The following is a 22,128-nucleotide window of genomic DNA, read 5'->3' as shown; positions in this document are numbered from 1 at the left end:
CGCCGCCCCCGCGTGCCAGGTCAAGGAGTCCCCTCCGGTGCGCTCGCGGCCGGGCGGCGGTCACTCGGCCGAGATCAGGTGCGTCGTCCGCGGTTCACCACGGGCGAACTTCAGCGCCTGCCTCTCCATCATCCGGTCCGCCGCGGTCGTTCGCTCGGCATGCTGACGCAGATGCTCCTGCCAACTGTTGGCGGTGAACGTCTCGACGTACATCGTGGGGTCTTCGGCGTCGTGGTACAGGTTCCAGCGCTGCGCGCCGAACCGGCGCCGGCTGCCCCGTACCAGCCGCATCGCGTTCTCGAACTCCCGCGCGTTCTCCGGGGGGACCTTGTACTCGCGGATCACCAGCACCGGGCCGGTGTCGTGGGTGTAGCTGGGCCCGAGCCGGGGCTCCGGTGACAGCGACGCGAGCTCCCGCTCGTAGTAGGTCCCCATGGTCAGCGGCCGGGTTATCGTCGCGAGCGGGCCGACGATCACCCCGGCGCCGGCGATGCCCAGCGCGAGCGTGGCGCCGTACCTCTCGGCGAACGCGCCCCACACGACACTGCCCAGGGCCTGGGTGCCCTGGAAGACCAGCAGGTACACCGCCATCGCCCGGGCCCGCACCCAGCTGGGCAGCGAGGTCTGTGCGGCCGCGCTCAGCGACGACAGGCTGCCGATCCAGGCGATCCCCATCAACACCAGATCGACCAGGTCGGGTGGGAGCAGGCCGGGGGCGAGCGCCAGCTCCACCATGCCGAGGCCGAACACGACGATGCAGGTATTGACCGTCGCCTCCAACCCGAACCGTTCCCGCGCCCGGTTCAGGATCAGGGCGCCGACCACCGCACCCAGCCCGATCATGCTGAGCAGCATTCCGTACCCGGCGGAGCCGAGGCCCAGGTGGCGGGAGGCCACGATCGGCAGTAGCGCCCACATCCCGGACGAGAAGACCAGGAACAGGGCGGCCCGTGCCAGCACCACCTGCACCGGCGGCGAGTGGCGGACGTAGGCCAGGCCGGTCCGCATCGCCGACATGATCGGTTCGGCGCCGAGCGGGCGCGGGTCGGGACGGTGCGGCCAGCGCTGCAGGGTAACCAGCGCCCCGACGAACGACAGGGCGTTCACCGCGAACGCCGCCGCCGCACCCGCGGCGGCCACGATCACCCCGCCGATGGCCGGACCGACCGCCCGGGACAGGTTGATGCTCACCGCGTTGATCGCGGTGGCCTGCGGTATCTCCTCGCGGGCGACCAGGCCCGGCTGGATGGCGATCCATGCCGGGGCCATGAGCGCACCGCCGGTACCGATGAGGAACGTGAACGTCAGCAGCAGCAAGGGCGACATCAGCCCGACGAAGGCCAGCGCGGCCAGCACCGCCGCCGCGACCAGCGTGAACGCCTGCGAGGCGACCAACAGGCGGCGGCGGTCCAGCACGTCGCCGAGGGCGCCGGCCGGCAGCCCGAACAGGAAGACCGGCAGGCTCAGCGCCGTCTGTACCAGCGCCACCGGCAGTGGGGCGCGGGTCAGGGTCAGCATCAGCCACTGGGCGGCGACCGTCTGCATCCAGCCGCCGACGCTGGAGGCGAACTGCGCCAGCCACAGCGCCCGGAACCACTTGTGGCGCAGCGGCGCCCACGCCGACGGGCCGCCGGGAGCGGGGGCACTCGCGGCCGGGGCCGCGTGGGTGTTGGTCGTTGTCACGCTCTCCGGTCCTCGGTTCCACCTCAGTCCAGCAGCCGGACCTGATCGATGTCGACCGTGATGGCCCTCGGCTCGAGCGGCTTCGTCGCCGGCCCCTGGATGGCCGCGCCGTTGGTGATCGAGAACCTGCTGCCGTGGCAGGGGCAGTCGATCGCGCCGTCCGCCACCTTGTTGACCAGGCAGCCGGCGTGGGGGCAGACCGCACGGAAGCACTTGAAGTCACCCGCGGCCGGCTGGGTCACCACCACCTGGTGGGGCGGGTACACCCGTCCCCCGCCGACCGGGATGTGGTCGGTGGTGTCGAGGATGCCCTCGCCGCCCTGGCCCGGCGCGGGGGTACGGTCACCCTGCTCGTCACCGCCCGGGGCGCCGTTCGGGGGCGGTGAGTACCTGCTGCAGCCGGAGAGCGTCATCCCGGCCAGCGACAGCCCGCCCAGCGCGGCGCTGCCGAGCAGTACCTCGCGTCGGCTGACCTGGCGGTCCATGGTGCTGCCTCCCGTACCGGCTACGACAGGCCCCGCTACCCGGTCATGACCTGGATATGCCCACATTCGCAACGACGATGGTTACCGAAGCCGGGACGGGGTAGTCGCGCTGGCAAAGATCCGCGGCCATAAGGAGAGACCGTGTTACCGCGATCGTTCTGGACGAGGCGGAAGGAGGCCGGTGGGCCCGGCCGGGACCTGTCCTGCCGTGTCGAGCGGCAGTCCCCCGTCGCACTGGTGCGCCTCGCCGGAACGCTGACGGTCGAGACCGCGCCCGCCGTTCGTGCCACCCTGCTGCAGTGCCTGGCCAGCCAGCCAGAGTTGATCGTCCTCGACGTGTCGACGATGGACACCGACGACGACATCGTACTTTCCGTCCTGCCCTCCATGGCAAGCCACGCCGCCGCGTGGCCCGGCGCGTCGCTGGTGCTCGGTGCCCCCGGGCCGCAACTGTCGGCGGCGCTGGAGCGGATGGCCGTCTGCCGGTCGGTCCCGGTCTACCCGACCGTGGAGCAGGCGCTCGCCAGCCGGGTGACCGCGGTGCCCCGGCGGCGCGCCAGCCAGGTCCTCAAGCCGGTGCCCCGGTCCCTGGGCAAGGCCCGCACGCTGGTGCGGCGCGCCTGTACCGGCTGGAACGTCGACACCGTCACCGACCGCGCCCAGATCGTGACCACCGAACTGGTGGCCAACTCGCTGCGGCACGCGGGTACCCAGATGGAGCTGACCGTGTCGCTGCGCCAGCGGTACCTGCACCTGTCGGTGCGCGACGACTGCCGCGCGGCACCGCGGCTGGGCGGATCCGACAACGATCTGGAGGCCGACGGCCGGGGTCTGAAGATCGTGGAGGCGCTCGCGGCCGGCTGGGGCAGCACGCCGACCGAAAACGGCAAGGTGGTCTGGGCCACCCTTCAGTTACCGGGCGGCAACCGACGGTAACCCCTGCGGCCTGGGCAAACATTGTCGACCACGTGAGGTTTGAGCGGCCTCGCAGATGGAAAGGACGGTGGGTCTCCGCGACGATGGGGGCCGCTCATGGCCGAAACCGCACATGTCGAAGTCTGGCGTTTCGACTCCATACATTTAGTCAAGATCACCGGCGTGCTGGATTTTGCCGCCTCGGTGCGGCTCAGGCTCGTCCTGTTCGAGCAACTCGACGCCGGCGCCGAACAGGTCGTCGTCGACCTTGCCGGCGTCCGGCTGATCGACGCCAGCGCCGTCGGCGTGATGCTCCGGGTACAGGAACAACTCTCCGAACGCGGCGGCACGCTGCGGGTACAGGGCGCGCAGGGGCTGGCGCTCGAAGTTCTGGAGATCACCGGATCGGCCAAGGCCCTGGCCGCCTACGACCCACCGGTCGAACTGCCGTCGTCGGCGGAGCGCGCCGACAACGTCGAGCATCTGGGCACGGACCGGCACCAGTGGCAGGGCCTGTGGGGTGACGAGATCAACACCCTGCTGTGGACGATCAGTCAACTGCCCACCGACGACCCGCACCGGCGGCACCTGCGCCAGCGCGTCGTCGAGGCGTGCCTGCCGTACGCCGAACGGCTCGCCCGCCGCTTCCACGGCCTCGGCGAGTCGGCCGCCGACCTCAACCAGGTCGCCGCGGTCGGCCTCCTGAAAGCGGTCGACCGGTTCGACCCCAGCCACACGACGGACTTCGCCAGCTACGCCACGCCGACCATCGTGGGCGAGCTCAAGCGGCACTTCCGCGACCGGGGCTGGAGCGTACGGGTCCCCCGCCGGTTGCAGGAGCTACGCCTGGAGATCAACCAGGCGCGGGAGTCGCTGACCCAGCGGCTCGGCCGCTCCCCCACCGTCCGGGACGTGGCCGACCACCTCGACATCGACGAGGAGCCGGTGGTCGAGGCCATGGTGGCGGCCAGCGGCTACCGGGCCAGCTCGCTGTACGCGCCGACGCACCCCGGCGAGGACGCCATGACCCCGGCCGACTGGCTCGGTCAGGAGGACGACGGGCTGGACGCGGTCGAGTTCCGGGAGGCGCTGCACCCGCTGCTCGCGAAGCTGCCGCACCGCGAGCAGAAGATCCTGAGCCTGCGGTTCTACGGCAACATGACCCAGGCGGAGATCGCCCGGGACCTGGGCATCTCGCAGATGCACGTGTCCCGGCTGCTCAGCCGTACCCTCGACCGGCTGCGGGAGGACCTGCTGCGCCAGGACTGACCCGGGCGTACGCCCGTCGACGGGCGCTCCGCTACCTCTCCACCGGGGGTACCGGGGCGCTCTCGGCGGTCGGAGGGACGCCTGCCTCGACCCCGGAGACGTCGTGAGCCGGTGCGGCCGCACCGGCCGGGGCGAGGCGCCGCCCGGTCAGGTACCGCCGCCCCCACCACACCACCGCCGCGATCGCGGCGGCGAGTGCGGCGAAGGCGCCGGGCGCCTGGATGGCCCGGGCCAGACTGTAGCCGTCCGGGAGTACCAGGAACGCCAGGGCCGCGGTGACCGCCACCGCCCAGCGCGCCGCCACCCCGGCGGCGGCCAGCACGGTGATGGGCAGCAGCCAGTACCACGGGTGGAACACGGGCGCGAGCATCGTGGCGACGAGCAGCGCGCCCCCGGCGTACCCGACGGTCTGCCGGGCGTCCCGACCCCGGGCCCGCCACCACGTCGCGACGAGGACCACGGCCAGCACGGCCAGGGCTGCGGTGCGGCTGGCGTCGACCGCCCCCCGGTACAGGTGCCGGTCACCGAACAGCCGCCCGACGTACCCGACCGCCATACCCACCCCGGTCGGCACCGACGTCCACTGGACCGTCTCACCGCTGTACCTCAGGCCGGCGAGCCAGCCGACGCCGAGCCCGGTCACCAGGGCGATGGCACCGTACGTGACCGCGAAGCCGAGCGCCGCCCACGCCGCCGCGCCGCACAGCCGGCGCCAGGAGCGGTCGGGGCGCACCGCGAGCAGCACCGCGAACGGCAGCGCGATCCCGGCGGTGGCCTTCACCGCAACCGCCAGGCCGATCAGCGCGCCGGCGGCCAGCGGGTGGCGGCGCGCCGCGTAGACCAGGCCGGCCAGGCAGAAGCCGATCATCAGGGCGTCGTTGTGCCCGCCGGAGACCAGGTGTATGCCGGTCACCGGCGCGGCCAGGGCCAGCCAGGTGGCCCTGGCGTCGTCGACGCCGCACGCCTGCGCGAGGCGCCGCAGGTACGTGGTGGCGACGCCGACGCCGACGACCGCCATGAGCCGCAGCAGCCCAAGGACCACCCACAGGTGGCCGCCCGAGATCTTGACGGCCCCGGCGGTGGCCGCCAGGTACAGCGGCCCGTACGGGGCGGGGGTGTCGCGCCAGATGTACGACATGGTGTCTATCCACGGGCAGGGCAACGCGTCCGGCCCCACCTGGTACGGGTTCAGGCCCCCCAGGTACACCGCGCCCTGGCAGGCGTAGGCGTACACGTCCCGGCTGCCCAGCGGCGGCGCCAGGGCCAGCGGCAGTACCCACAGCGCGGCGGTGACCAGCACCCACCGGGCCGGCAGCGGTCCGGCGCGGCCGGCCAGCAGCCACGCGGCGACCATGAGCGCGGTGCCGACGAGCCAGGCCGCCAGGCAGTACGGCCCGACCGGCGTCGCGAGGATCCGGGTCGGCGTCGACAGGAGGTCACCGTCGGGCAGCGCGCCACCCAGGTACGCGGCGACCGCCACCATCACGGCGCCGAAAGTCCCCAGGTAGCGGGCCACCCGCAGCCGATGCAGAGCTGACACGTCGCCCATGCTCGCACCCTGGCGTCACCAGTACGAAGTCGACGGGTGTCCGGCCGTACCGACGGGTCCCGCCGGTATCTGGCACATCGCGATCGCAGTCGATCGAACCGTCCGTGGGCGGGCTCCGTACCAGTGGGTGGTCCGGCACGAAAGCCTGCGTGAAAGGGACGATGATGACCCCCATCCCACCACTCCCAACGGCCGCGCGACGCGGCGGGTGGGTCCGGCGAGGCACGGCGGCCGTGGCGGTCGGCCTGGTTGTGGCCGCGTCGTGGTACGGCCTCGGGCCCGGCCCGGCCACCGCGTCCAGCCACCGGGAAGCACCACTCGTGGCCGCCGACCCGGCGGTCGACAACACCGACTTCTACGCGTTCGTCAGCCCCGACCGGTCGGACACGGTCACGTTCGTGTCCAACTGGGTGCCGTTCCAGGAGCCCAACGGCGGGCCGAACTTCTTCCCGTTCGCCACGGACGCCTCGTACCTGGTCAACGTCGACAACGACGGTGACGCCGTCGCCGACGTGAAGTTCCGCTGGTCGTTCAAGAACATCGACAAGCGCGGCAACGCGACGTTCCTGTACAACAACGGACCGGTCACCTCCCTCGACGACCCGAACCTGCTGTTCCGGCAGGTGTACACGCTGGAGAAGTGGACCTCGGGCGACGCGTGGAAGACCCTGGTCAAGGACGCGCCGGTGGCCCCGTCCCGGGTCGGCCAGGCCTCCATGCCCGACTACAAGAAGCTGCGCGACCAGGCGTCGCTGTCGCTGAGCGCCGGGGTGAAGAGCTTCGCCGGACAGGCCGACGACCCGTTCTTCGCCGACCTGCGGGTGTTCGACCTGCTCTACGGCGCCAACCTGAGCGAGACCGGCCAGGACACCCTCGGCGGGTACAACGTCAACACGATCGCGTTGCAGGTGAAGTCCTCCGACCTGGCGCTCAAGGGCGACGCCCACCGCAACCCGGTGATCGGCGCGTGGGCCACCGCCGAACGCGACCGGGTCCGGGTGAGCGGCTTCGACGCCGGGAACAAGGACGCGGCGAACAAGGACGCGGCGAACAAGGACGCGGCGAACAAGGACGCCGGCGCGAGCGGGTCCGCCACGCACAACGGGTACGGCGGCAACAACCGGTACGAGGACAGCGGCAAGTACCAGGACAAGAACCGCGGCCGGAACAAGGACCGCGACGGGTACCGGGCCAACCGGGACAACGACCAGGTCCAGGTTTCGCGGCTGGGCAACCCGCTGGTCAACGAGGTCGTCGTGCCCGCCGGGCTCAAGGACGCCTTCAACTCGCTGTCGCCGGACAAGGACGCCGGGATCAAGGAGATCGTCGACCGCGTCCTCAACCCGGAACTGCCCAAGCTGATCGAGGGCATCTACAAGATCCCGGCGCCGGCGGGGCCGCGCAACGACCTCGCCGAGATCTTCCTGACCGGGATCACCACCAAGGCCGGCGGCCCGATCAAGGCCGACCTCAACTCGCAGCTCAACAACTACCACGTCGATCCCAACCGGTTCGTACCGTCCGAGCAGCTACGGCTGAACATGATGGTGCCGGTCACCAAGAGCCCCAACCGGCTGGGCGTCCTCGGCGGCGACAAGCAGGGCTTCCCCAACGGGCGCCGGCTGACCGACGACGTCATCGACATCAGCATCCAGGCGATGGAGGGCGCGGCGGCCAGTGGCAAGCTCGTCGACGCGCTGGCGGCCGGTGACAAGGTCGACGCAAACGACCGGGACTTCGAGGCCAGCTTCCCGTACGTCGCCCTGCCCAACACCAACGGCGTGAACACCCACGGCTCGGTCGCGACCGAGACCAAGGGCTTCTTCGGCGGGTCGGGCACCGGTACCCCGCTGGCCCTCGGCGGCCTGGCGGCGCTGGTGGCCCTGGGCGGCTTCCTGGCGAGCCGGTACCGCATCGTCGGTCGGCAGCGCCGTCCCGCGCTCGTACCGGTCCATGGCGCGGCGAAGCCGGCGGTGGTCGTGACCGACCCGCCGCAACGACGGTGACCGGTATCCCGGGACGATGATGAGCCGGTTCCCGAGCCGCAGGCGGCTGCCCCTCCTCAGCCGCCTGCGGCTGCCCACCCTCGGCGGCCTGCGGCTGCCCACCCTCGGCCGCTCCGCCGCGCGCTCCGCCGGGGTGGTCGCGCTGGTCGGTGTCGCCGCCCTGGCACTGGTCCTGGCCGCCGGCGCGTTCGCTCCGCAGGCCCGACCCGGCCGGGACGGCGAGACCGCGGCCGGGCGCGGCGGCGGTACCGGTCCGGCCGACCTCCTCGCCGCGACGATCGCCCGGCAGCAGCAGCGGCTGCGCGACGTCCCCGGCGACTGGCACGCCTGGGCCGCGCTCAGCTCGGCGTACCTGGAGAAGGCGCGGGTCAGCGCCGACCCGACGTACTACCCCAAGGCCGACGGCGCGGCCCGCGAGTCGCTGGCCCGCCGGCCGGACGGCAACGCCGAGGGGCTGGTCGCGCTCGGCGCGCTCGCCAACGCCCGACACGACTTCACGGAAGCCAGCGACCAGGCGCGGGCGGCGCTGGCGGTCAACCCGGCCAGCGCGGACGCGTACGGGGTGCTCACCGACGCGCTGACCCAGCTCGGCGACGCGGCCGGGGCCACCGAGGCGGTGCAGCGCATGCTGGACCTGCGGCCCGGCCTGCCCTCGTACGCCCGCGCCTCGTACGACCTGGAGCTGCGCGGCCGGGTGACCGAGGCGGCCGACCTGATGCGCCGGGCGCTCGACGACGCGCTCGACCCGCACGACGCGGCGTTCTGCCACAGCCAGCTCGGCGACCTCGCCTGGCAGGTCGGGGACCTGGCGACCGCCGAGCGCGAGTACGGCGCGGCCCTCGCCGCCGACCCGGGCGCCACCGCCGGCCTGCGCGGGCGGGCCCGGACCGCCGCCGCGGCCGGGCGTACCGACGCCGCCCTGGCCACCTGGGCCGAGCTGACCCGGCGCGCCCCGACGCCTGCGGACCTGCTCGAGTACGCCGAGCTGCTGCGGGCGGCCGGCCGCGCGGCGCAGGCCGACGAGCAGGTACGGCTGGCCGTCGCCGCGCACGAGCTGTTCACCGGCAACGGCGGCGTGGACGGGCTGGCCTCCGCCGCGCTGGCGCTCGCCCGGGGCCGGCCGGCGGAGGCGGTCGACGCCGCGAGCGCCGAGTGGCAGCGCCGCCAGCACGTCGACGTCGCCGACACGCTGGCCTGGGCGCTGCACGCGGCCGGCCGGGACGCCGAGGCCCTCGGCTACGCCCAGCGGGTCGCCGCGACCGGTGCGCGCGCCGCCGGGTACGCCTACCACCTCGGGATGATCGAGCTGGCCCTCGGCCAGCGCGACGCCGCGCGCGCCGACCTCGGCCGGGCGCTGCGGACCAACCCCACCTTCTCGCCGGTCGACGCGCCGGCTGCGCGCGCGGCCCTGGCCGGCCTGGGAGCCACCCCGTGACGCGTCCCGTGCCCACCCTGGTCCGCCGCCTCGCGCTCGTGCTGGTGCTCGGCGTGCTGGTCACCATCGGCGTGCTCGGCTGCCTGGCCCATCCCGCCGCCGCCCACCCGCTCGGCAACTTCTCGGTCAACCAGTACGAGGGTCTGACGCTGCGCCCCGACCGCGTCGAGGTGACCGCGATCGTCGACATCGCGGAGATCCCGACGATGCAGGAGCGCGCCGGGGTCGACACCGACCACGACGGTACGGTCGGCGACGCCGAGCGGTCGGCGTACGCCGCGGCCACCTGCGCCGAACTGGCGCGGGAGTTCGAGGTCCGCGCCGGCCGGGAACGGTTGGCGTGGACGGTGCGGGCACCGGCGCTGGAGTACGCCCCGGGCAGCGGCGGCCTGCCGACGAGCCGGCTGACCTGCGGGCTCAGCGCCCCTGCCCGGCTCGCCTCGGCGACCACGGTCACGGTCACCAACCGCTGGCGCGCCGACCGGGTCGGCTGGCGCGAGATGACGGCGGTCGGCGACGGGGTACGGCTGATCGACTCCCCGTTGCCCGCGACCAGCGTCAGTGACCAGCTCCGGTCGTACCCGACCGACCTGCTCTCCTCGTCACCGGACGTGCGCTCGGCACGGCTGCGGACCGAACCGGCGGCGGGCGGTTCCGCCGTGGGCGGTTCCGCCGGACGCGGCGACACCGGAGCCGGCCGCGCCGCGGGCGGCCCCGGCGCGACGGCCGCCGGTGATCCGGTGAGCCGGTGGCTGGCGGGCGCCGACCGGCGGCTGGAGCACCTGGCTGCCGGGCGCGACCTCACCCCGGTCGTCGGCGTCCTGGCGGTCCTGGTCGCGATCCTGCTCGGCGCCGGGCACGCCGCGCTGCCCGGGCACGGCAAGACCGTCCTGGCGGCCTACCTCGCCGGCCGGCAGGGCCGGATCCGCGACGCGGTCTCCGTGGGCGCGATGGTCACGCTCACCCACACCGGCGCGGTACTGGTGATCGGGCTGCTGCTGAGTACGTCGAGCGCCCTGGCCGGCGACCGCCTGCTCGGCTACCTCGGTCTGGCGAGCGGGATCCTGGTGACCGCCGTCGGCCTCGGCATGCTCGTCGGTGGACTGCGCCGCGGCGCCGGCCAGCCGCACGGCCACTCCCACTCCCACTCCCACTCCCACTCCCACGGCCACTCCCACTCCGACCCGCACGGGCATCCCGACGCGCACGGGCATCCCGACCCGCACGGGCATCCCGACCAGCACGGCCACTCCCACCCGCACGGGCACGATCATCCGCCGCGGGCCGGCCGGCCCAGCCGACTCGGCCTCGCCGGCATCGGCCTCGCCGGTGGCCTCGTACCCAGCCCGTCCGCCCTGGTCGTCCTGCTCGGCGCGGTCGGGCTGGGCCGGGCCGGCTTCGGCGTCCTGCTCGTCCTCGGGTACGGGCTCGGCATGGCCGCCGCGCTCACCGGCGCCGGCCTGCTCCTGGTCGTGGTGCAGCGCCGGGTGACCGCGGCTGCCGGTTGGGCGCGGCTGGCCCGGCGGCTGAGCCCGCTCGCGGCGCGCGTACCGGCGGCCGCGTCGACCCTGACCGCGGCCCTGGTCATGCTGGTCGGTGTCGGGCTGTCGGTCCGCGCCGCCGCCGGGGTGCTCTGACCCGCGGCGCCTGGCGACGATCACCGGACACGATCACCGCAGACGACCACCGGAAACGATCACCGGGAACGGCCACCGGAGACGACCGCCGCCCGTGTTACAGCGAGATTTCGCAGGTCTCGGGTCGGTTACTGTTGGGTCCGGCCGAGGGCGTGAGCTTTTCAAGCGGCCCGGTGGCCTGAAACTATGCGCGCAAAGCCCCGGATGATCAAACGCTAGGAACAGTATGGACACCGTCGACCAGGCAGCCCCGCCCGGCCAGCAGCCCGCCAGCCCACCTCGCACCGGATTCGACCGATTCTTCGAGATCAGCAAACGCGGCTCGACGGTCAGCCGGGAGGTGCGGGGCGGTCTCGCGACCTTCTTCACGATGGCCTACATCGTGGTGCTCAACCCGCTGATCCTGGGTGCCGCGGTGGACGGCGACGGCAAGAAGCTGGCGCTGCCGGCGGTGGCCGCGGCGACCGCGCTCGTCGCCGGTCTCATGACGATCCTGATGGGCGTGGTGGGCCGGTTCCCGCTGGCGCTCGCCGCCGGCCTGGGCGTGAACGCGATCGTCGCGTACGAGGTCGCACCGCAGATGACCTGGGCCGACGCGATGGGCCTGGTGGTGATCGAAGGTGTGGTCATCTCGATCCTGGTCCTGACCGGACTGCGCACCGCCATCTTCCGGTCGGTACCCACCCAGCTCAAGACCGCGATCGGGGTCGGCATCGGCCTGTTCCTGACGCTGATCGGCTTCGTCGACGCCGGGTTCGTGCGCGGCGGTACCGCCTCACCTCCGGTGAACCTCGGCATCGGCGGCAAGCTCGCCAGCTGGCCGGCGCTCGTCTTCGTCCTCGGCCTGCTGCTGACGCTGTTCCTGGTGGTCCGCCGGGTCAAGGGCGCGATCCTGATCGGCATCGTCGTCTCGACCGTCATCGCGATCGTCGTCGAGGCGGTCGCCAAGGTCGGCCCGTCGTTCGTCGACGGCAAGCCCAACCCGAAGGGCTGGAGCCTCAACGTCCCGAAGCTGCCGAGCGCGGACAAGATCTTCGACTTCACGCCGGACCTGTCGCTGCTCGGCAAGTTCGACGTGCTCGGCTCGTGGAGCCGGGCCGGCTGGCTGGTCGCGCTGATGTTCGCCTTCACGCTGATCCTGACGGACTTCTTCGACACGATGGGCACGATGGTCGCGGTCGCCCAGGAGGGTGACATGCTCGGCGAGGACGGCGCGCCGCCGCGGGCCAAGGAGATCCTCCTGGTCGACGGCATCGCCGCGGCCGCCGGTGGCGTGGCGAGTTCGTCCAGCGCCACCTCGTTCGTCGAGAGCGCCGCCGGTGTCGCCGAGGGCGCCCGGACGGGCGCCGCCAACCTGGTCACCGGTGGTCTGTTCCTGCTGGCGATGTTCCTGGCGCCGCTGGTGACGGTCGTCCCGTTCGAGGCGGCGTCGACCGCCCTCGTTGTGGTCGGCTTCCTGATGATGACGTCCGTCCGCAGCATCGACTGGTCGGACTACGAGATCGCGATCCCGGCGTTCCTGACCATCGTGCTGATGCCGTTCACGTACTCGATCTCCAACGGCATCGGCGCCGGGGTCATCTCGTACGTGTTCCTGAAGGTGGTCAACGGCAAGTTCCGCCAGGTGCACCCGCTGATGTACGTGGTGGCGGTCATGTTCATCCTGTTCTTCCTGCGTGGCCCGCTGGAGTCGGCCGTCATGCACTGACCGGTCGGCCGACCGGCAACGGTTCCGTTGCCGGTCGGCCTCTCCGGCAACGGTTCAGCCGGCGCGGATTGGGCGTCACCCGAATGGGTAACCGAGTCACGCGTCGATGAGCCCTGGAGGGAACATGGCCGATCTCAGCGGTCCGCCGGCCGGCAGGCCCCGACCGTGGCTCCGGATCCTCTTCTACGGCCTCGCGCTGTGGCTGCTCACCGTGGCGGTCACGTTCCTGACCGGCAACCCGAACCTGGTACCGACCCTCGTCCTGCTCGGCAGCTTCCTCGTCCCGGTCACGTTCGTGGCCTGGGCTTTCGAGCGCCGCGACACCGGCGAGATCACCACCGAGCTGATCTTCAACACGTTCGTCACCGGCGGAGTCCTCGGTGTCCTGGCCGCCTCGCTGCTGGAGTCGTACCTGCTGCACCCCTCCCCCGGCCTGTTCATCGGCGTCGGGTTGATCGAGGAGGGGGTCAAGCTCGTCGCGCTGGCCTGGCTCACCCGGCAGCTGCACCTCAAGTCCGTCCGCGACGGCATGATCCTGGGCGCGTCGGTGGGGTTCGGGTTCGCCGCGTTCGAGTCGGCCGGGTACGCGTTCACCGCCCTGTTCACCGAGCGCGGCCTGTCGCTGATGGACGTCGTGCAGACGGAGATGCTGCGCGGCCTGCTCACCCCGCTCGGGCACGGACTGTGGACCGCGATCCTCGGCGGCGTGCTGTTCTCCCGGAGCACCCGGGACCACTTCCTGCTGTCCGACCGCGTCTTCGCGGCGTACCTGGGGGTGGCCGTCCTGCACGCCCTGTGGGACTCGATGCACCAGATCTCGGTGACGCTCACACTGCTGCTCACCGGCACGGCGTGGCAGTACAGCCTGCTGGACCGGGGCTACATCCCGCAGCCGACCGAGGCACAGGTCCACCTGATCACGTTCCTGGACTGGGCCGGGTTGATGGTCGTGTCGGCCGTCGGCATCGCATGGTTGCTGGTGTTGTGGCACCGGCGGCCGCCCGCCGCCCGGCCGCCGGCACGGGCCTGGCGGATCCCGACCGGCCCGTGGGCCACCCCGGCGCCCTGAACCACCCCGGCGCCGGTCAGCCGGTGCGCGCCCCGGTGGCAGCGCGGACCACCGCGACCCGGTTGAGCCGGTCCAGCCGGTACCCGACGCCCCGGACGGTACTGATGGCCGGACCGCGACCGCCGAGCTTCGCCCGCAGTCGGCGGATGTGGACGTCGACCGTACGGCCGGCAACGCCGACCGGGTACCCCCACACCTGGCGCATCAGTTGGCCCCGGGTGAGCACCCGGCCGGCATTGTCTGCGAGGTAGCACAGCAGGTCGTACTCCAGCCGGGTCAGGCGCATCGTCCGGCCTTCGAGCAGCGCGATCCTGCGGTCGACGAGAAGCACGAGATCGGGTATCGGCCGCTGCGGCGCCGCGGGCGGGAGGTCCGGGTCGACGCCGGGGGCCGTCTCGTCGACGACGAGGGCGACGGTGGTCGAGACCCGCGCGGCGGCGTCGTCGCCGACGGCGAACGCGTGCAGGCGGTCGGCGAGGGCGAACACCCGCTCGGCCGACGGGGTGCCGCGTGGCACCGCGATCTGGACATTGACGACAAGCGTCGACGGTTCCGGGTCGACGTCGCCGGCCGGGACGTCAGGCCCCGCCGGAACGTCGGCGGCGCGGCGGCTCGCGGCGCCACCGTAGGCCCTGGTCACGGTGCCTCCGGTGCCCGCGTTCCCGGTGCCTCCGGTGCCGGCGTTCCCGGTGCCTCCGGTGCCGGCTCGACCGGAAGACCGGCCGCCCGCCAGGCACTGATGCCGCCGATCAGGTCGGTGGCCCGGAACAGGCCGAGATCCTGCAGGGCCGCCGCGGCGAGCGACGAGGTGTAACCCTCCTGGCAGTACACGATCACGGGCAGGTCGTACCGGTCGGCCACCGGCAGCCGGGCGTCGCTGGCCGGGTCGAAACGCCATTCGAGGACGTTGCGCTCGACCACGAGGGCGCCCGGGATCTGACCGCTGGCGACCCGCTGGGCGATCGGCCGGATGTCGACGACGACGGCACCGTCGCGCTGGGCGTCGGCCACCTGGGCCGGTTCGAGGCGGTCCAGGCGCGCCCGGGCGTCGGCGAGGATCTGGTCGATGGTGCGCCGGGCGGTCACCAGTCGACCCCGGCCTTCTCGACCACCGCGACCCGCAACCGGCCGTCCTCGATGCGGTACCGGGTCATCTCGCCCAGCGCCGGAGCGTAGACGTGCAGGCTGACGGCGGGGACGGTGCCGTTGTTGACGACCCGGTGGATGTGCCGGCCGCCGAACGCCCGTACCGCCCCGTCGGCCAGCGTGACCTCGACCGGGGTGACCGGCCCGGTACGGAGGGTCCGGACAACCTGCTCGGTGAGCACGCCGCTGACGACGGTGAACGCCCCGGCGGACCCGCCGTGGTCGTGCAGGTCGGTGGACTGGCCGGGCAGCCACGTCAGAAGCCACACCTCGTGAGTCTGGTCACCGCCGAGCCGGGCGTACCACCGGTCGTCGGCGGTGAATCGCGGCGCGACCGGCCAACTCGCCGGGTCGGCGGCGTACCGGCGGGCGAGGGCTGCGAGACCCGTCACTGGGTGAACGGCACGGCGAGGGGTAAAAGTGATGGTCATGTCTGCTCTTTCGAAAGGGTCGGCCTGGCTGGAAAACGCGTACGTGTCGGCTCCGCCCCGCGTCGCGGGCACGGCGGGGGTCAGCGACAGTGCGTCAGGCCGCCGGCCGCGCGGTGCCGGCCGGGCGCTGCTTTCGATCGGGCACCCATGACGGCCAGCATACCCTGGTTTCCCTATAAATTAGATAGGGATTCCCGTCACCTTGTGAACGTACCGCCACTCCAGTGAACGGATGAGTGCATGAGCCTGCTGTTCGAGCCGCTTCCACTGCGGGCGGTCACGCTACCCAACCGCGTCGGCATGTCCCCGATGTGCCAGTACAGTTGCACCGCCCAGGACGGGCTGCCCACGTCGTGGCACGCCGTGCACCTCGGCTCCCGGGCCGTCGGCGGCGCCGGGTTGATCATCACCGAGGCCACCGCGGTCAACCCCGAGGGCCGCATCTCGCCCGAGGACACCGGGATCTGGTCCGGCCGGCACGTCGACGCGTGGCGGCCGATCGCCGCGTTCGTCAGCGCCCAGGGCGCGGTGCCCGCGATGCAGCTCGCGCACGCCGGGTTCAAGGCGTCCACCTACCCGCCGTTCGCGCTCGGGCAGGGCGGCGTACCCGACACCGACGGCGGCTGGGAACCGGTCGGCCCCACGACGACGCCCTTCACCCTCACGTACCGCACGCCCCGCGCGCTGGACGCCGCCGGCATCGCCGGAGTGGTGGAGGCGTTCGCGGCCGGCGCGGCGCGCGCCGTGGACGCCGGCTTCCGCGCCGTCGAGGTGCACGCCGGGCACGGGTACCTGCTGCACGAGTTCCTCTCGCCGCTGGTCAACGACCGCACCGACGGCTACGGCGGCAGCCTGGCCAACCGGATGCGGCTGCCGGTCGAGGTGACGTGGGCGATCCGCGCGGCCGTCGGCGACGACGTGCCGGTACTGGTACGGATCTCCGCCACGGACTGGACCGACGGCGGGTGGACCGTCGAGGACAGCGTGGCGCTCGCCGGCGAGTTGAAGGCGGCCGGGGCCGACCTGATCGACTGCTCGACCGGCGGCGCGGTGCCGCAGGCCACCATCCCGGTCGGCCCGGGCTACCAGGTGCCGCTCGCCTCCCGGGTACGGGCCGGTGCCGGCGTGCCCACCGCCGCGGTGGGGCTGATCACCGAGCCGGAGCAGGCCGAGGAGATCCTCGCCGACGGCCACGCCGACCTGGTGCTGCTCGGTCGCGAACTGCTACGCGACCCGTACTGGCCGCGCCGGGCCGCGATGAAGCTGGGCGACGAGCCGGGCTGGCCGGCCCAGTACCGCCGGGCGTTCTGACGCCATCGCCGGCGCCCCCGGGCAGCATGCCGCCCGCTCCCGGGCAGCATGCCGCCCGCTACCGTGGCGGCATGCTACTCAAGGCGCTGTGCATCCTGTCGGTGATCTTCGTCGGCATCGGCATGGTCGGCATCGCGATCCGCCGCCGGCGCGGTCTCTGACCTACGGCAACATCGGTCACGGCCTCACCACTCGTCGGGCATCCCCAAGAACAAGCGGACCGGCAGCAGCACCAGCGGCAGCACCGTCACAACCGCGAGGAGGAGCCTCACCCGCCGCAGCCCTCGCCACCACGGCAGGAGCCACAGCAGCACCCACCCGACCAGGAACGCGGCGGCATAGCGCCGGATGATCGACGTCTCCGCGCCATAGCAGTCCCGCTGGATCCGGTAGGCGCCCTTACCGTCGGGGATGTGGCCGCGGTTGACGTTCTCATCGCGGTAGATGTGGCTCGTGCAGTCGATCGACGGCGGCGTGCCCCGCGCCGCGCCGAGCGCCGCCCCCGAGACGCAGAACGCGATGACCGGCCCGAGGAGAAGGGTCACCAGCGGCGTCACCACCCAGACGGCGAGGTCCCGGCGGCGATCGATCCGCCGGGGCTGGTCGCCGTCCGGCCCGCCAGCGAACTCATCCATGCGATCCACATCCCCCCGAGTCGCGCCCTCCCCGCGCCGGCGCAGGATAGCAACCGCCATCGATGGACGTGTCCCCGGAGAGGATGCGGGCCTAGGCGGCCACGGCCGCCGCCACCGTCGCCACGCCCGCGCCGACCAGGGCGTACGCCCAGACACGGTCCAGGTTGACCCAGGCGGTACGCAGGATTCCCAGGCCGACGACCTCGTACACGACGAGCGCCACCACTCCGGCGACCCCCACCATCGCCACGGTGTGGACGGCCGTGGCGGCCAGGCCGGTCCACAGCGACGCGCCGGCCGCCGCGGCGAGGTGGTGGTGGCCCGCGGCCGGCGCCGGCCCAGCCACCAGCACCGGCAGCAACATCAGCCCGGCGCCGTGGATCGACGACATCAGGAACGACCACGCCATGAGCTGGGCCGGGGACAGCCGCATGCCGGCCCACCGGAAGTGCCGTGTGGACAGCGCCCGCCACAGGCCGAACCCGACCAGGACGGTGCCACCGCCGATCGCGACCAGCCGGGTGGCCAGCACCGACTGGAACACGCCGACCAGGCCCGCCACGACCAGTACCGACGCCGCGTGCCCGGCCGCGATCGGCGCACACGCGCGCAGCAGCGCTGCCCGGCTGCGCTCCTGGAACCCGATCGCGACCGCGAACAGCCAGCCCATGCCCGGGTTGAGCCCGTGGAACGCCCCCAACCCGGCCAGCGCCAGCCACTGCCACCCGGTCACGGGTAGCAGTACGAGTCGGAGGAGGCGTCGCCGCCCTGTAGCCGCACCTGGTGCACCCGCAGGCCCCGGAAGTCGTCACCGTGGGGGAAGAAGCGCTCGTCCAGCGCGATGCCCCCGCTCGGGTCGGCGTCGAGCTTCGCCGCCCAGGCGCCCACCCCGTCGGGGTAGAACTGGTCGTCCCAGGCGCCGTACAGCGAGTTGGTGACGTACACCCGGCGGCCGTCGCGGCTGATCTCGACCATCTGCGGTCCACCGCGCAGCGGCTGGTCCGGCGCGGCCGGGTGCGGCACCTGACCGACGATGCCGCCGATGCGCACCGAACCGGTCTTCACCGGCCTGAACGGGTCGGTCACGTCGTACTGGAGCAGCTCACCGGTACCCCAGCAGGACACGTACAGCGTCTTGTCGTCGACGGTCAGGTCGATGTCGGTGACCAGCGGCGGTACCGCGCCGAACGGCTGCAGGACAGGTGGCAGCAGCGCCGGGTCGGCCGGCTCGGCGGGGATGTCGATCACCTTGGTGGCGGCCCACTCCTTGCCCTGGCGGTGCCACACCCAGATCGACGCGGACAGGTCCTCGACGCTGACGACCACGCTGGCGAAGCCGTACTCCTTGGTCGGGTCGTGCGCCGGCCGTAGCTCCAACGCCATCTGGTACTGGTCGCCCAGGTCGACGGTCTGCTGGTGACGGCGCTTGCGGAGGTCGAAGAAGTGCAGGGCGTGCCCGTACTTGCGGCCGAGCAGCAGCTCGCCGACGAGCCCGTCCTCGACCATGGACGGGGTCCCCCACTCGCTGGTGACGAGCGTGTCGTGGCCGAGGTGCCACCAGAAGTCGTACGCCAGGTACTGCGGCCCGCGGTCGATCTCCCACCGGCCGAGCACCTCGAACGAGGTGTGGTCGAGCAGCGCGATCCCGCCCGGCCCGTCGTTGCCGCCCGCCCCGCCCAGCGCCGACACGTAGATGCCCTCCGGCCCGCAGTGGATGGTGTGCGGGCGGGAGTAGCCGGCGTGCTTGGCGAGCTCCTCGGGCTCCAGAACCTTGACGATCTCCGGCTGGCGCGGGTCGGCCTTGGTGTCGATGACGTAGATGCGCGACGAGCGCAGGCCCGGGACGATCAGGTACCGCCGCTCGACGTGCGGGTGCGGGGCGTACGGGCACAGCGCGCTGCTGCACGCGTTCCACCCGAAGTGGTGCAGCTCGTCACCGGTGTACGGCATGTCGGTCCAGCCGACGACCTGCCCGTACCGCTCGGAGTCGGGGTCGACGTCGAGAACGGCGATCGCGTCGGGGCGCTGCTCCGAACGGTCGAAGGCGGCGAGGTACGCGAGCTTCTCGGGCGGCGCGGCGACCGCCTGCCGCGGGGACGGATAGAAACTGGGGTCGGGCTTCCACAGTGCCATGGGGCCTCCTCGGCCGGAACAGGAGCCGCTTCAAGACCGGTACCACTACTGACCCTACGGCCATGCGGGGCATCGCGATCGCCAATAACCTACTATTCCCGTAGGTGAAATCGTCAAGATCCGCGACGGGGAACCTCGCACCGGACCATACATCGATGCTTGTTGTTGTGCGGTCTCGTCCGGTCGTGTTTGACTATGTCATGTTTGCTCAGCGTGCTTCCCTCCAGCGCGCACTGTCATGGAGCGCGCTCTGTGCGGCCGCGGCCTTCGCCGTACCTCCCGCAGCGACACCGGCGGCGGCCGTGCCCGACACGAAAGCGACCTCGACGACCGCGGCGGCAACCGCGACCGGGACGGCCGCCGCCCGGACCGGGGTGGCGGCGACGGCCACCACGGTCACCATCGACGGCACCGCCCCCGGCCGTACGTTCGACGGGGTCGGCGCGATCAGCGGCGGCGGCGGCAACAGCCGGCTGCTGATCGACTATCCCGAACCGCAGCGCGGCCAGATCCTCGACTACCTGTTCAAGCCCGGCTACGGCGCGGCCGTGCAGATCCTCAAGGTGGAGATCGGCGGCGACACCAACTCCACCAGCGGCGCCGAACCGAGCCATCAGCACACCGCCGGCGACCTCAACTGCGACCGCGGGTACGAGTGGTGGCTGATGGAGCAGGCGAAGGCCCGCAACCCCGGCATCAGGCTCGTCGGGCTCGCCTGGGGCGCACCCGGCTGGATCGGCAACGGCACCTTCTGGTCCACCGACATGGTCAACTACCTCGTACGCTGGCTGGACTGCGCCCGTACCAACCACGGGCTCAGCATCGACTACCTCGGCGGCTGGAACGAGCGCGGCTACGACAAGGGCTGGTACCAGAACCTGAAGTCCACGTTGAACGGTCGTGGCTATGGCGGGGTGAAGATCATCGCCGACGACACCAGCTTCCGGCCGGCCGACGACGTCGTGAGCGACCCGGCCTTCGCCGCGGCCGTCGACGTCCTCGGGTCGCACTACGTCTGCGGCTACCGGGGTTCCCAGAGCACCTGCCCCAGCTCGGCCAACGCGGTCGCCTCCGGCAAGGCGATCTGGGCCAGCGAGAACGGCTCCGACGACTACAACGCCGGCGCGGTCGCGCTCGCCCGGGGCATCAACCGCGGCTATCTCGACGGCAGGATGACCGCGTACCTCAACTGGCCGGTCATCGCGGCCGTCACACCCAACATCCCGTTCCCGACGATGGGCGTGGCGCTGGCCGCACAGCCGTGGTCGGGCGCCTACTCGATCGGCCGGAACGCCTGGGTGATGGCGCACACCACGCAGTTCACCGCGCCCGGGTGGCGCTACCTCGACTCCGCCTCCGGCTACCTCGGCGGCAACCGGTCGAACGGCAGCTACGTGACGTTGCGGTCACCGGCCGACGGCAACTTCAGCACGGTCATCGAGACCATGGACGCGACCGCGGCGCAGACCTTCACCGCCGCGGTGACCGGCGGGCTGTCGACCGGCACCGTACACGTCTGGGCCACGAAGGTCGGCTCCGGCAACGCCGCCGACCACTTCGTCCACCCGGCCGACCTGCGGGGCGGCAGCTTCTCGCTGACGCTGCAACCCGGCTACATGTACACCCTCAGCACCACCACGGGCCAGGGCAAGGGCGGCGCGGCGGGCCCGGCCGCCGGGTCGTTCCCGCTGCCGTACACCGACACCTACGACTCCTACGCCACCGGCCGGGAGGCTAGGTACCTCGCCGACATGCAGGGCGCCTTCGAGGTCACCGGGTGCGGTGCCGGCCGGGGCGGTCGCTGCGTACGCCAGATGTCGCCGCGCGCCCCGATCACCTGGGACGACCTGAGCGACCCGTACGCGCTGCTCGGCGACATCGGCTGGTCGAACTACGCGGTGTCGTCGGACGTGCTGCTGGAGCAGGCCGGGTACGTCGAGCTCATCGGCCGGGCCGGCACCCAGCACAGCTTCGGCCCGGCCGGGCTGAACGCGTACTACCTGCGCGTCAGCGACACCGGCGGCTGGACGGTGTTCCGCAACGACGTCAACACCGCGATGACGCCGCTGCGCAGCGGCAGCGTGGCGGCGCTCGGTACCAACTCGTGGCACAACCTCTCGCTCACGTTCTCCGGCGCGACGATCACCGCACGGATCGACGGCGCGACGGTCGCCACGCTCACCGACACGAGTTGGAGCGTCGGCCAGGTGGGCTTCGGCACCAGTCAGGGCGAGACCGCCCAGTTCGACAACCTCAGCGTCACGCCGGTGGCCGGTCCGCCCCCGCCGGTGTCCGGCCGGCTCGTCAGCGCCGCCTCGGGCCGCTGCCTGGACGTACCCAACCAGGTACAGACCAACGGCACCCAGGTCGAGATCTGGGACTGCAACGGCGGCGCCAACCAGCAGTGGGCGCAGGTGTCGAACGGCGCGCTCCAGGTGTACGGCACCAAGTGCCTGGACGTGCTGAACCAGGCGACCGCGCCCGGCTCACCGGTGGCGCTCTGGGACTGCAACGCCGGCGCCAACCAGCAGTGGCGGGTCAACGCCGACGGCACGATCGTCGGCGTACAGTCCGGGCTCTGCCTCGACGTGACGGGCAACGCGACCGCCAACGGCACGCTGGTGGAGCTCTGGACCTGCAACGGCGGCGCCAACCAGCGGTGGAGCCGCTGACCCGGTGCCGCCCGGGTGGGCGTCGCGGGATGGTGGCCCCGCGA

Annotated in this window: 18 protein-coding genes; 9 read left to right on the top strand and 9 right to left on the bottom strand. The window is 72.4% G+C overall.

Translation table 11 applies throughout. The features are described 5' to 3' along the window. Positions 1–60 precede the first annotated feature (60 nt). Both ACNTMW_RS30070 and ACNTMW_RS30065 read right to left on the bottom strand, forming a co-directional pair. Positions 61–1,683: an MFS transporter gene (locus ACNTMW_RS30070; protein ID WP_426637318.1), complete on the bottom strand. Its 1,623-nt coding sequence runs from the start codon at positions 1,681–1,683 to the stop codon at positions 61–63. 23 nt (positions 1,684–1,706) lie between these two features. Continuing rightward, positions 1,707–2,168: a Rieske (2Fe-2S) protein gene (locus ACNTMW_RS30065; RefSeq protein ID WP_426637317.1), complete on the bottom strand. Its 462-nt coding sequence runs from the start codon at positions 2,166–2,168 to the stop codon at positions 1,707–1,709. 141 nt (positions 2,169–2,309) lie between these two features. Here ACNTMW_RS30065 and ACNTMW_RS30060 point away from each other — a divergent pair, with 141 nt between their 5' ends. Together ACNTMW_RS30060 and ACNTMW_RS30055 are read left to right on the top strand one after the other, a co-directional pair. Further along, complete coding sequence (locus ACNTMW_RS30060) at positions 2,310–3,104, top strand: STAS domain-containing protein (RefSeq protein WP_426637316.1); 795 nt, start codon at positions 2,310–2,312, stop codon at positions 3,102–3,104. Between the two features lie 96 nt (positions 3,105–3,200). Continuing rightward, the gene (locus ACNTMW_RS30055; protein ID WP_426637315.1) at positions 3,201–4,352 is read left to right on the top strand and encodes a SigB/SigF/SigG family RNA polymerase sigma factor; all 1,152 of its coding nucleotides are present in this window, start codon (positions 3,201–3,203) and stop codon (positions 4,350–4,352) included. 31 nt (positions 4,353–4,383) lie between these two features. Here ACNTMW_RS30055 and mptB read toward each other — a convergent pair whose 3' ends face one another. Next, a complete protein-coding gene (gene mptB / locus ACNTMW_RS30050; RefSeq protein ID WP_426637314.1) occupies positions 4,384–5,892 on the bottom strand; it encodes a polyprenol phosphomannose-dependent alpha 1,6 mannosyltransferase MptB in 1,509 nt (502 codons plus the stop codon). A 170-nt stretch (positions 5,893–6,062) separates the two neighbouring features. Between mptB and ACNTMW_RS30045 the strand changes: the two genes are divergently transcribed. The 5 genes from ACNTMW_RS30045 to ACNTMW_RS30025 all read left to right on the top strand — a co-directional run bounded on the left by ACNTMW_RS30045 (position 6,063) and on the right by ACNTMW_RS30025 (position 13,756). Further along, positions 6,063–7,907 (top strand): DUF4331 domain-containing protein, encoded by a 1,845-nt coding sequence (locus ACNTMW_RS30045; RefSeq protein ID WP_426637313.1) that lies wholly within the window; start codon positions 6,063–6,065, stop codon positions 7,905–7,907. A gap of 16 nt (positions 7,908–7,923) precedes the next feature. Continuing rightward, a complete protein-coding gene (locus ACNTMW_RS30040) occupies positions 7,924–9,342 on the top strand; it encodes a tetratricopeptide repeat protein (RefSeq protein ID WP_426637312.1) in 1,419 nt (472 codons plus the stop codon). Beyond that, positions 9,339–10,979, top strand: coding sequence for a hypothetical protein (locus ACNTMW_RS30035; protein WP_426637311.1), 1,641 nt, complete (start codon positions 9,339–9,341; stop codon positions 10,977–10,979). The genes ACNTMW_RS30040 and ACNTMW_RS30035 overlap by 4 nt, the downstream gene beginning before the upstream one ends. A 226-nt stretch (positions 10,980–11,205) precedes the next feature. After that, entirely contained in the window at positions 11,206–12,687 is a 1,482-nt protein-coding gene (locus ACNTMW_RS30030) for an NCS2 family permease (RefSeq protein WP_426637310.1), read from the top strand. A gap of 124 nt (positions 12,688–12,811) precedes the next feature. Next, positions 12,812–13,756 carry a PrsW family intramembrane metalloprotease gene (locus tag ACNTMW_RS30025; RefSeq protein WP_426637309.1) on the top strand — a complete coding sequence of 315 codons (945 nt, stop codon included), beginning with the start codon at positions 12,812–12,814 and terminating at the stop codon, positions 13,754–13,756. Positions 13,757–13,772: 16 nt separating this feature from the next. Here the strand turns inward: ACNTMW_RS30025 and ACNTMW_RS30020 are convergent, their stop codons facing one another. Genes ACNTMW_RS30020 through ACNTMW_RS30010 form a run of 3 tightly spaced genes read right to left on the bottom strand, consistent with a single transcriptional unit; the run spans position 13,773 to position 15,294 of the window. After that, positions 13,773–14,396: a winged helix-turn-helix domain-containing protein gene (locus ACNTMW_RS30020; protein WP_426637308.1), complete on the bottom strand. Its 624-nt coding sequence runs from the start codon at positions 14,394–14,396 to the stop codon at positions 13,773–13,775. Beyond that, positions 14,393–14,845, bottom strand: coding sequence for a rhodanese-like domain-containing protein (locus ACNTMW_RS30015; RefSeq protein WP_426637350.1), 453 nt, complete (start codon positions 14,843–14,845; stop codon positions 14,393–14,395). The genes ACNTMW_RS30020 and ACNTMW_RS30015 overlap by 4 nt, the downstream gene beginning before the upstream one ends. Next, a complete protein-coding gene (locus ACNTMW_RS30010) occupies positions 14,839–15,294 on the bottom strand; it encodes a cysteine dioxygenase (protein ID WP_426637307.1) in 456 nt (151 codons plus the stop codon). The genes ACNTMW_RS30015 and ACNTMW_RS30010 overlap by 7 nt, the downstream gene beginning before the upstream one ends. Positions 15,295–15,573: 279 nt before the next feature. On the opposite strand from ACNTMW_RS30010, the gene ACNTMW_RS30005 reads away from it, so the two are divergent. Continuing rightward, on the top strand, positions 15,574–16,644 hold the full coding sequence (locus ACNTMW_RS30005; RefSeq protein WP_426637306.1) for an NADH:flavin oxidoreductase/NADH oxidase: 1,071 nt from the start codon (positions 15,574–15,576) through the stop codon (positions 16,642–16,644). A 185-nt stretch (positions 16,645–16,829) separates the two neighbouring features. On the opposite strand, the gene ACNTMW_RS30000 is transcribed toward ACNTMW_RS30005, so the two are convergent. From ACNTMW_RS30000 to ACNTMW_RS29990, 3 genes are all read right to left on the bottom strand, one after another. Beyond that, positions 16,830–17,279: a hypothetical protein gene (locus ACNTMW_RS30000; protein ID WP_426637305.1), complete on the bottom strand. Its 450-nt coding sequence runs from the start codon at positions 17,277–17,279 to the stop codon at positions 16,830–16,832. Positions 17,280–17,370: 91 nt separating this feature from the next. Then, positions 17,371–18,012, bottom strand: coding sequence for a hypothetical protein (locus ACNTMW_RS29995; protein ID WP_426637304.1), 642 nt, complete (start codon positions 18,010–18,012; stop codon positions 17,371–17,373). Further along, entirely contained in the window at positions 18,009–19,412 is a 1,404-nt protein-coding gene (locus ACNTMW_RS29990) for a selenium-binding protein SBP56-related protein (RefSeq protein WP_426637303.1), read from the bottom strand. The genes ACNTMW_RS29995 and ACNTMW_RS29990 overlap by 4 nt, the downstream gene beginning before the upstream one ends. 302 nt (positions 19,413–19,714) lie before the next feature. Here ACNTMW_RS29990 and ACNTMW_RS29985 point away from each other — a divergent pair, with 302 nt between their 5' ends. Continuing rightward, on the top strand, positions 19,715–22,084 hold the full coding sequence (locus ACNTMW_RS29985) for a ricin-type beta-trefoil lectin domain protein (protein ID WP_426637302.1): 2,370 nt from the start codon (positions 19,715–19,717) through the stop codon (positions 22,082–22,084). The last annotated feature ends 44 nt before the right edge of the window (positions 22,085–22,128 follow it).

The sequence above is a fragment of the Planosporangium spinosum genome, assembly GCF_049999945.1.
GTDB classification, from domain to species: domain Bacteria; phylum Actinomycetota; class Actinomycetes; order Mycobacteriales; family Micromonosporaceae; genus Planosporangium; species Planosporangium spinosum.
Note: the sequence above shows the minus strand (reverse complement) of the source record. Positions and strands in the feature narration are given on the sequence as shown.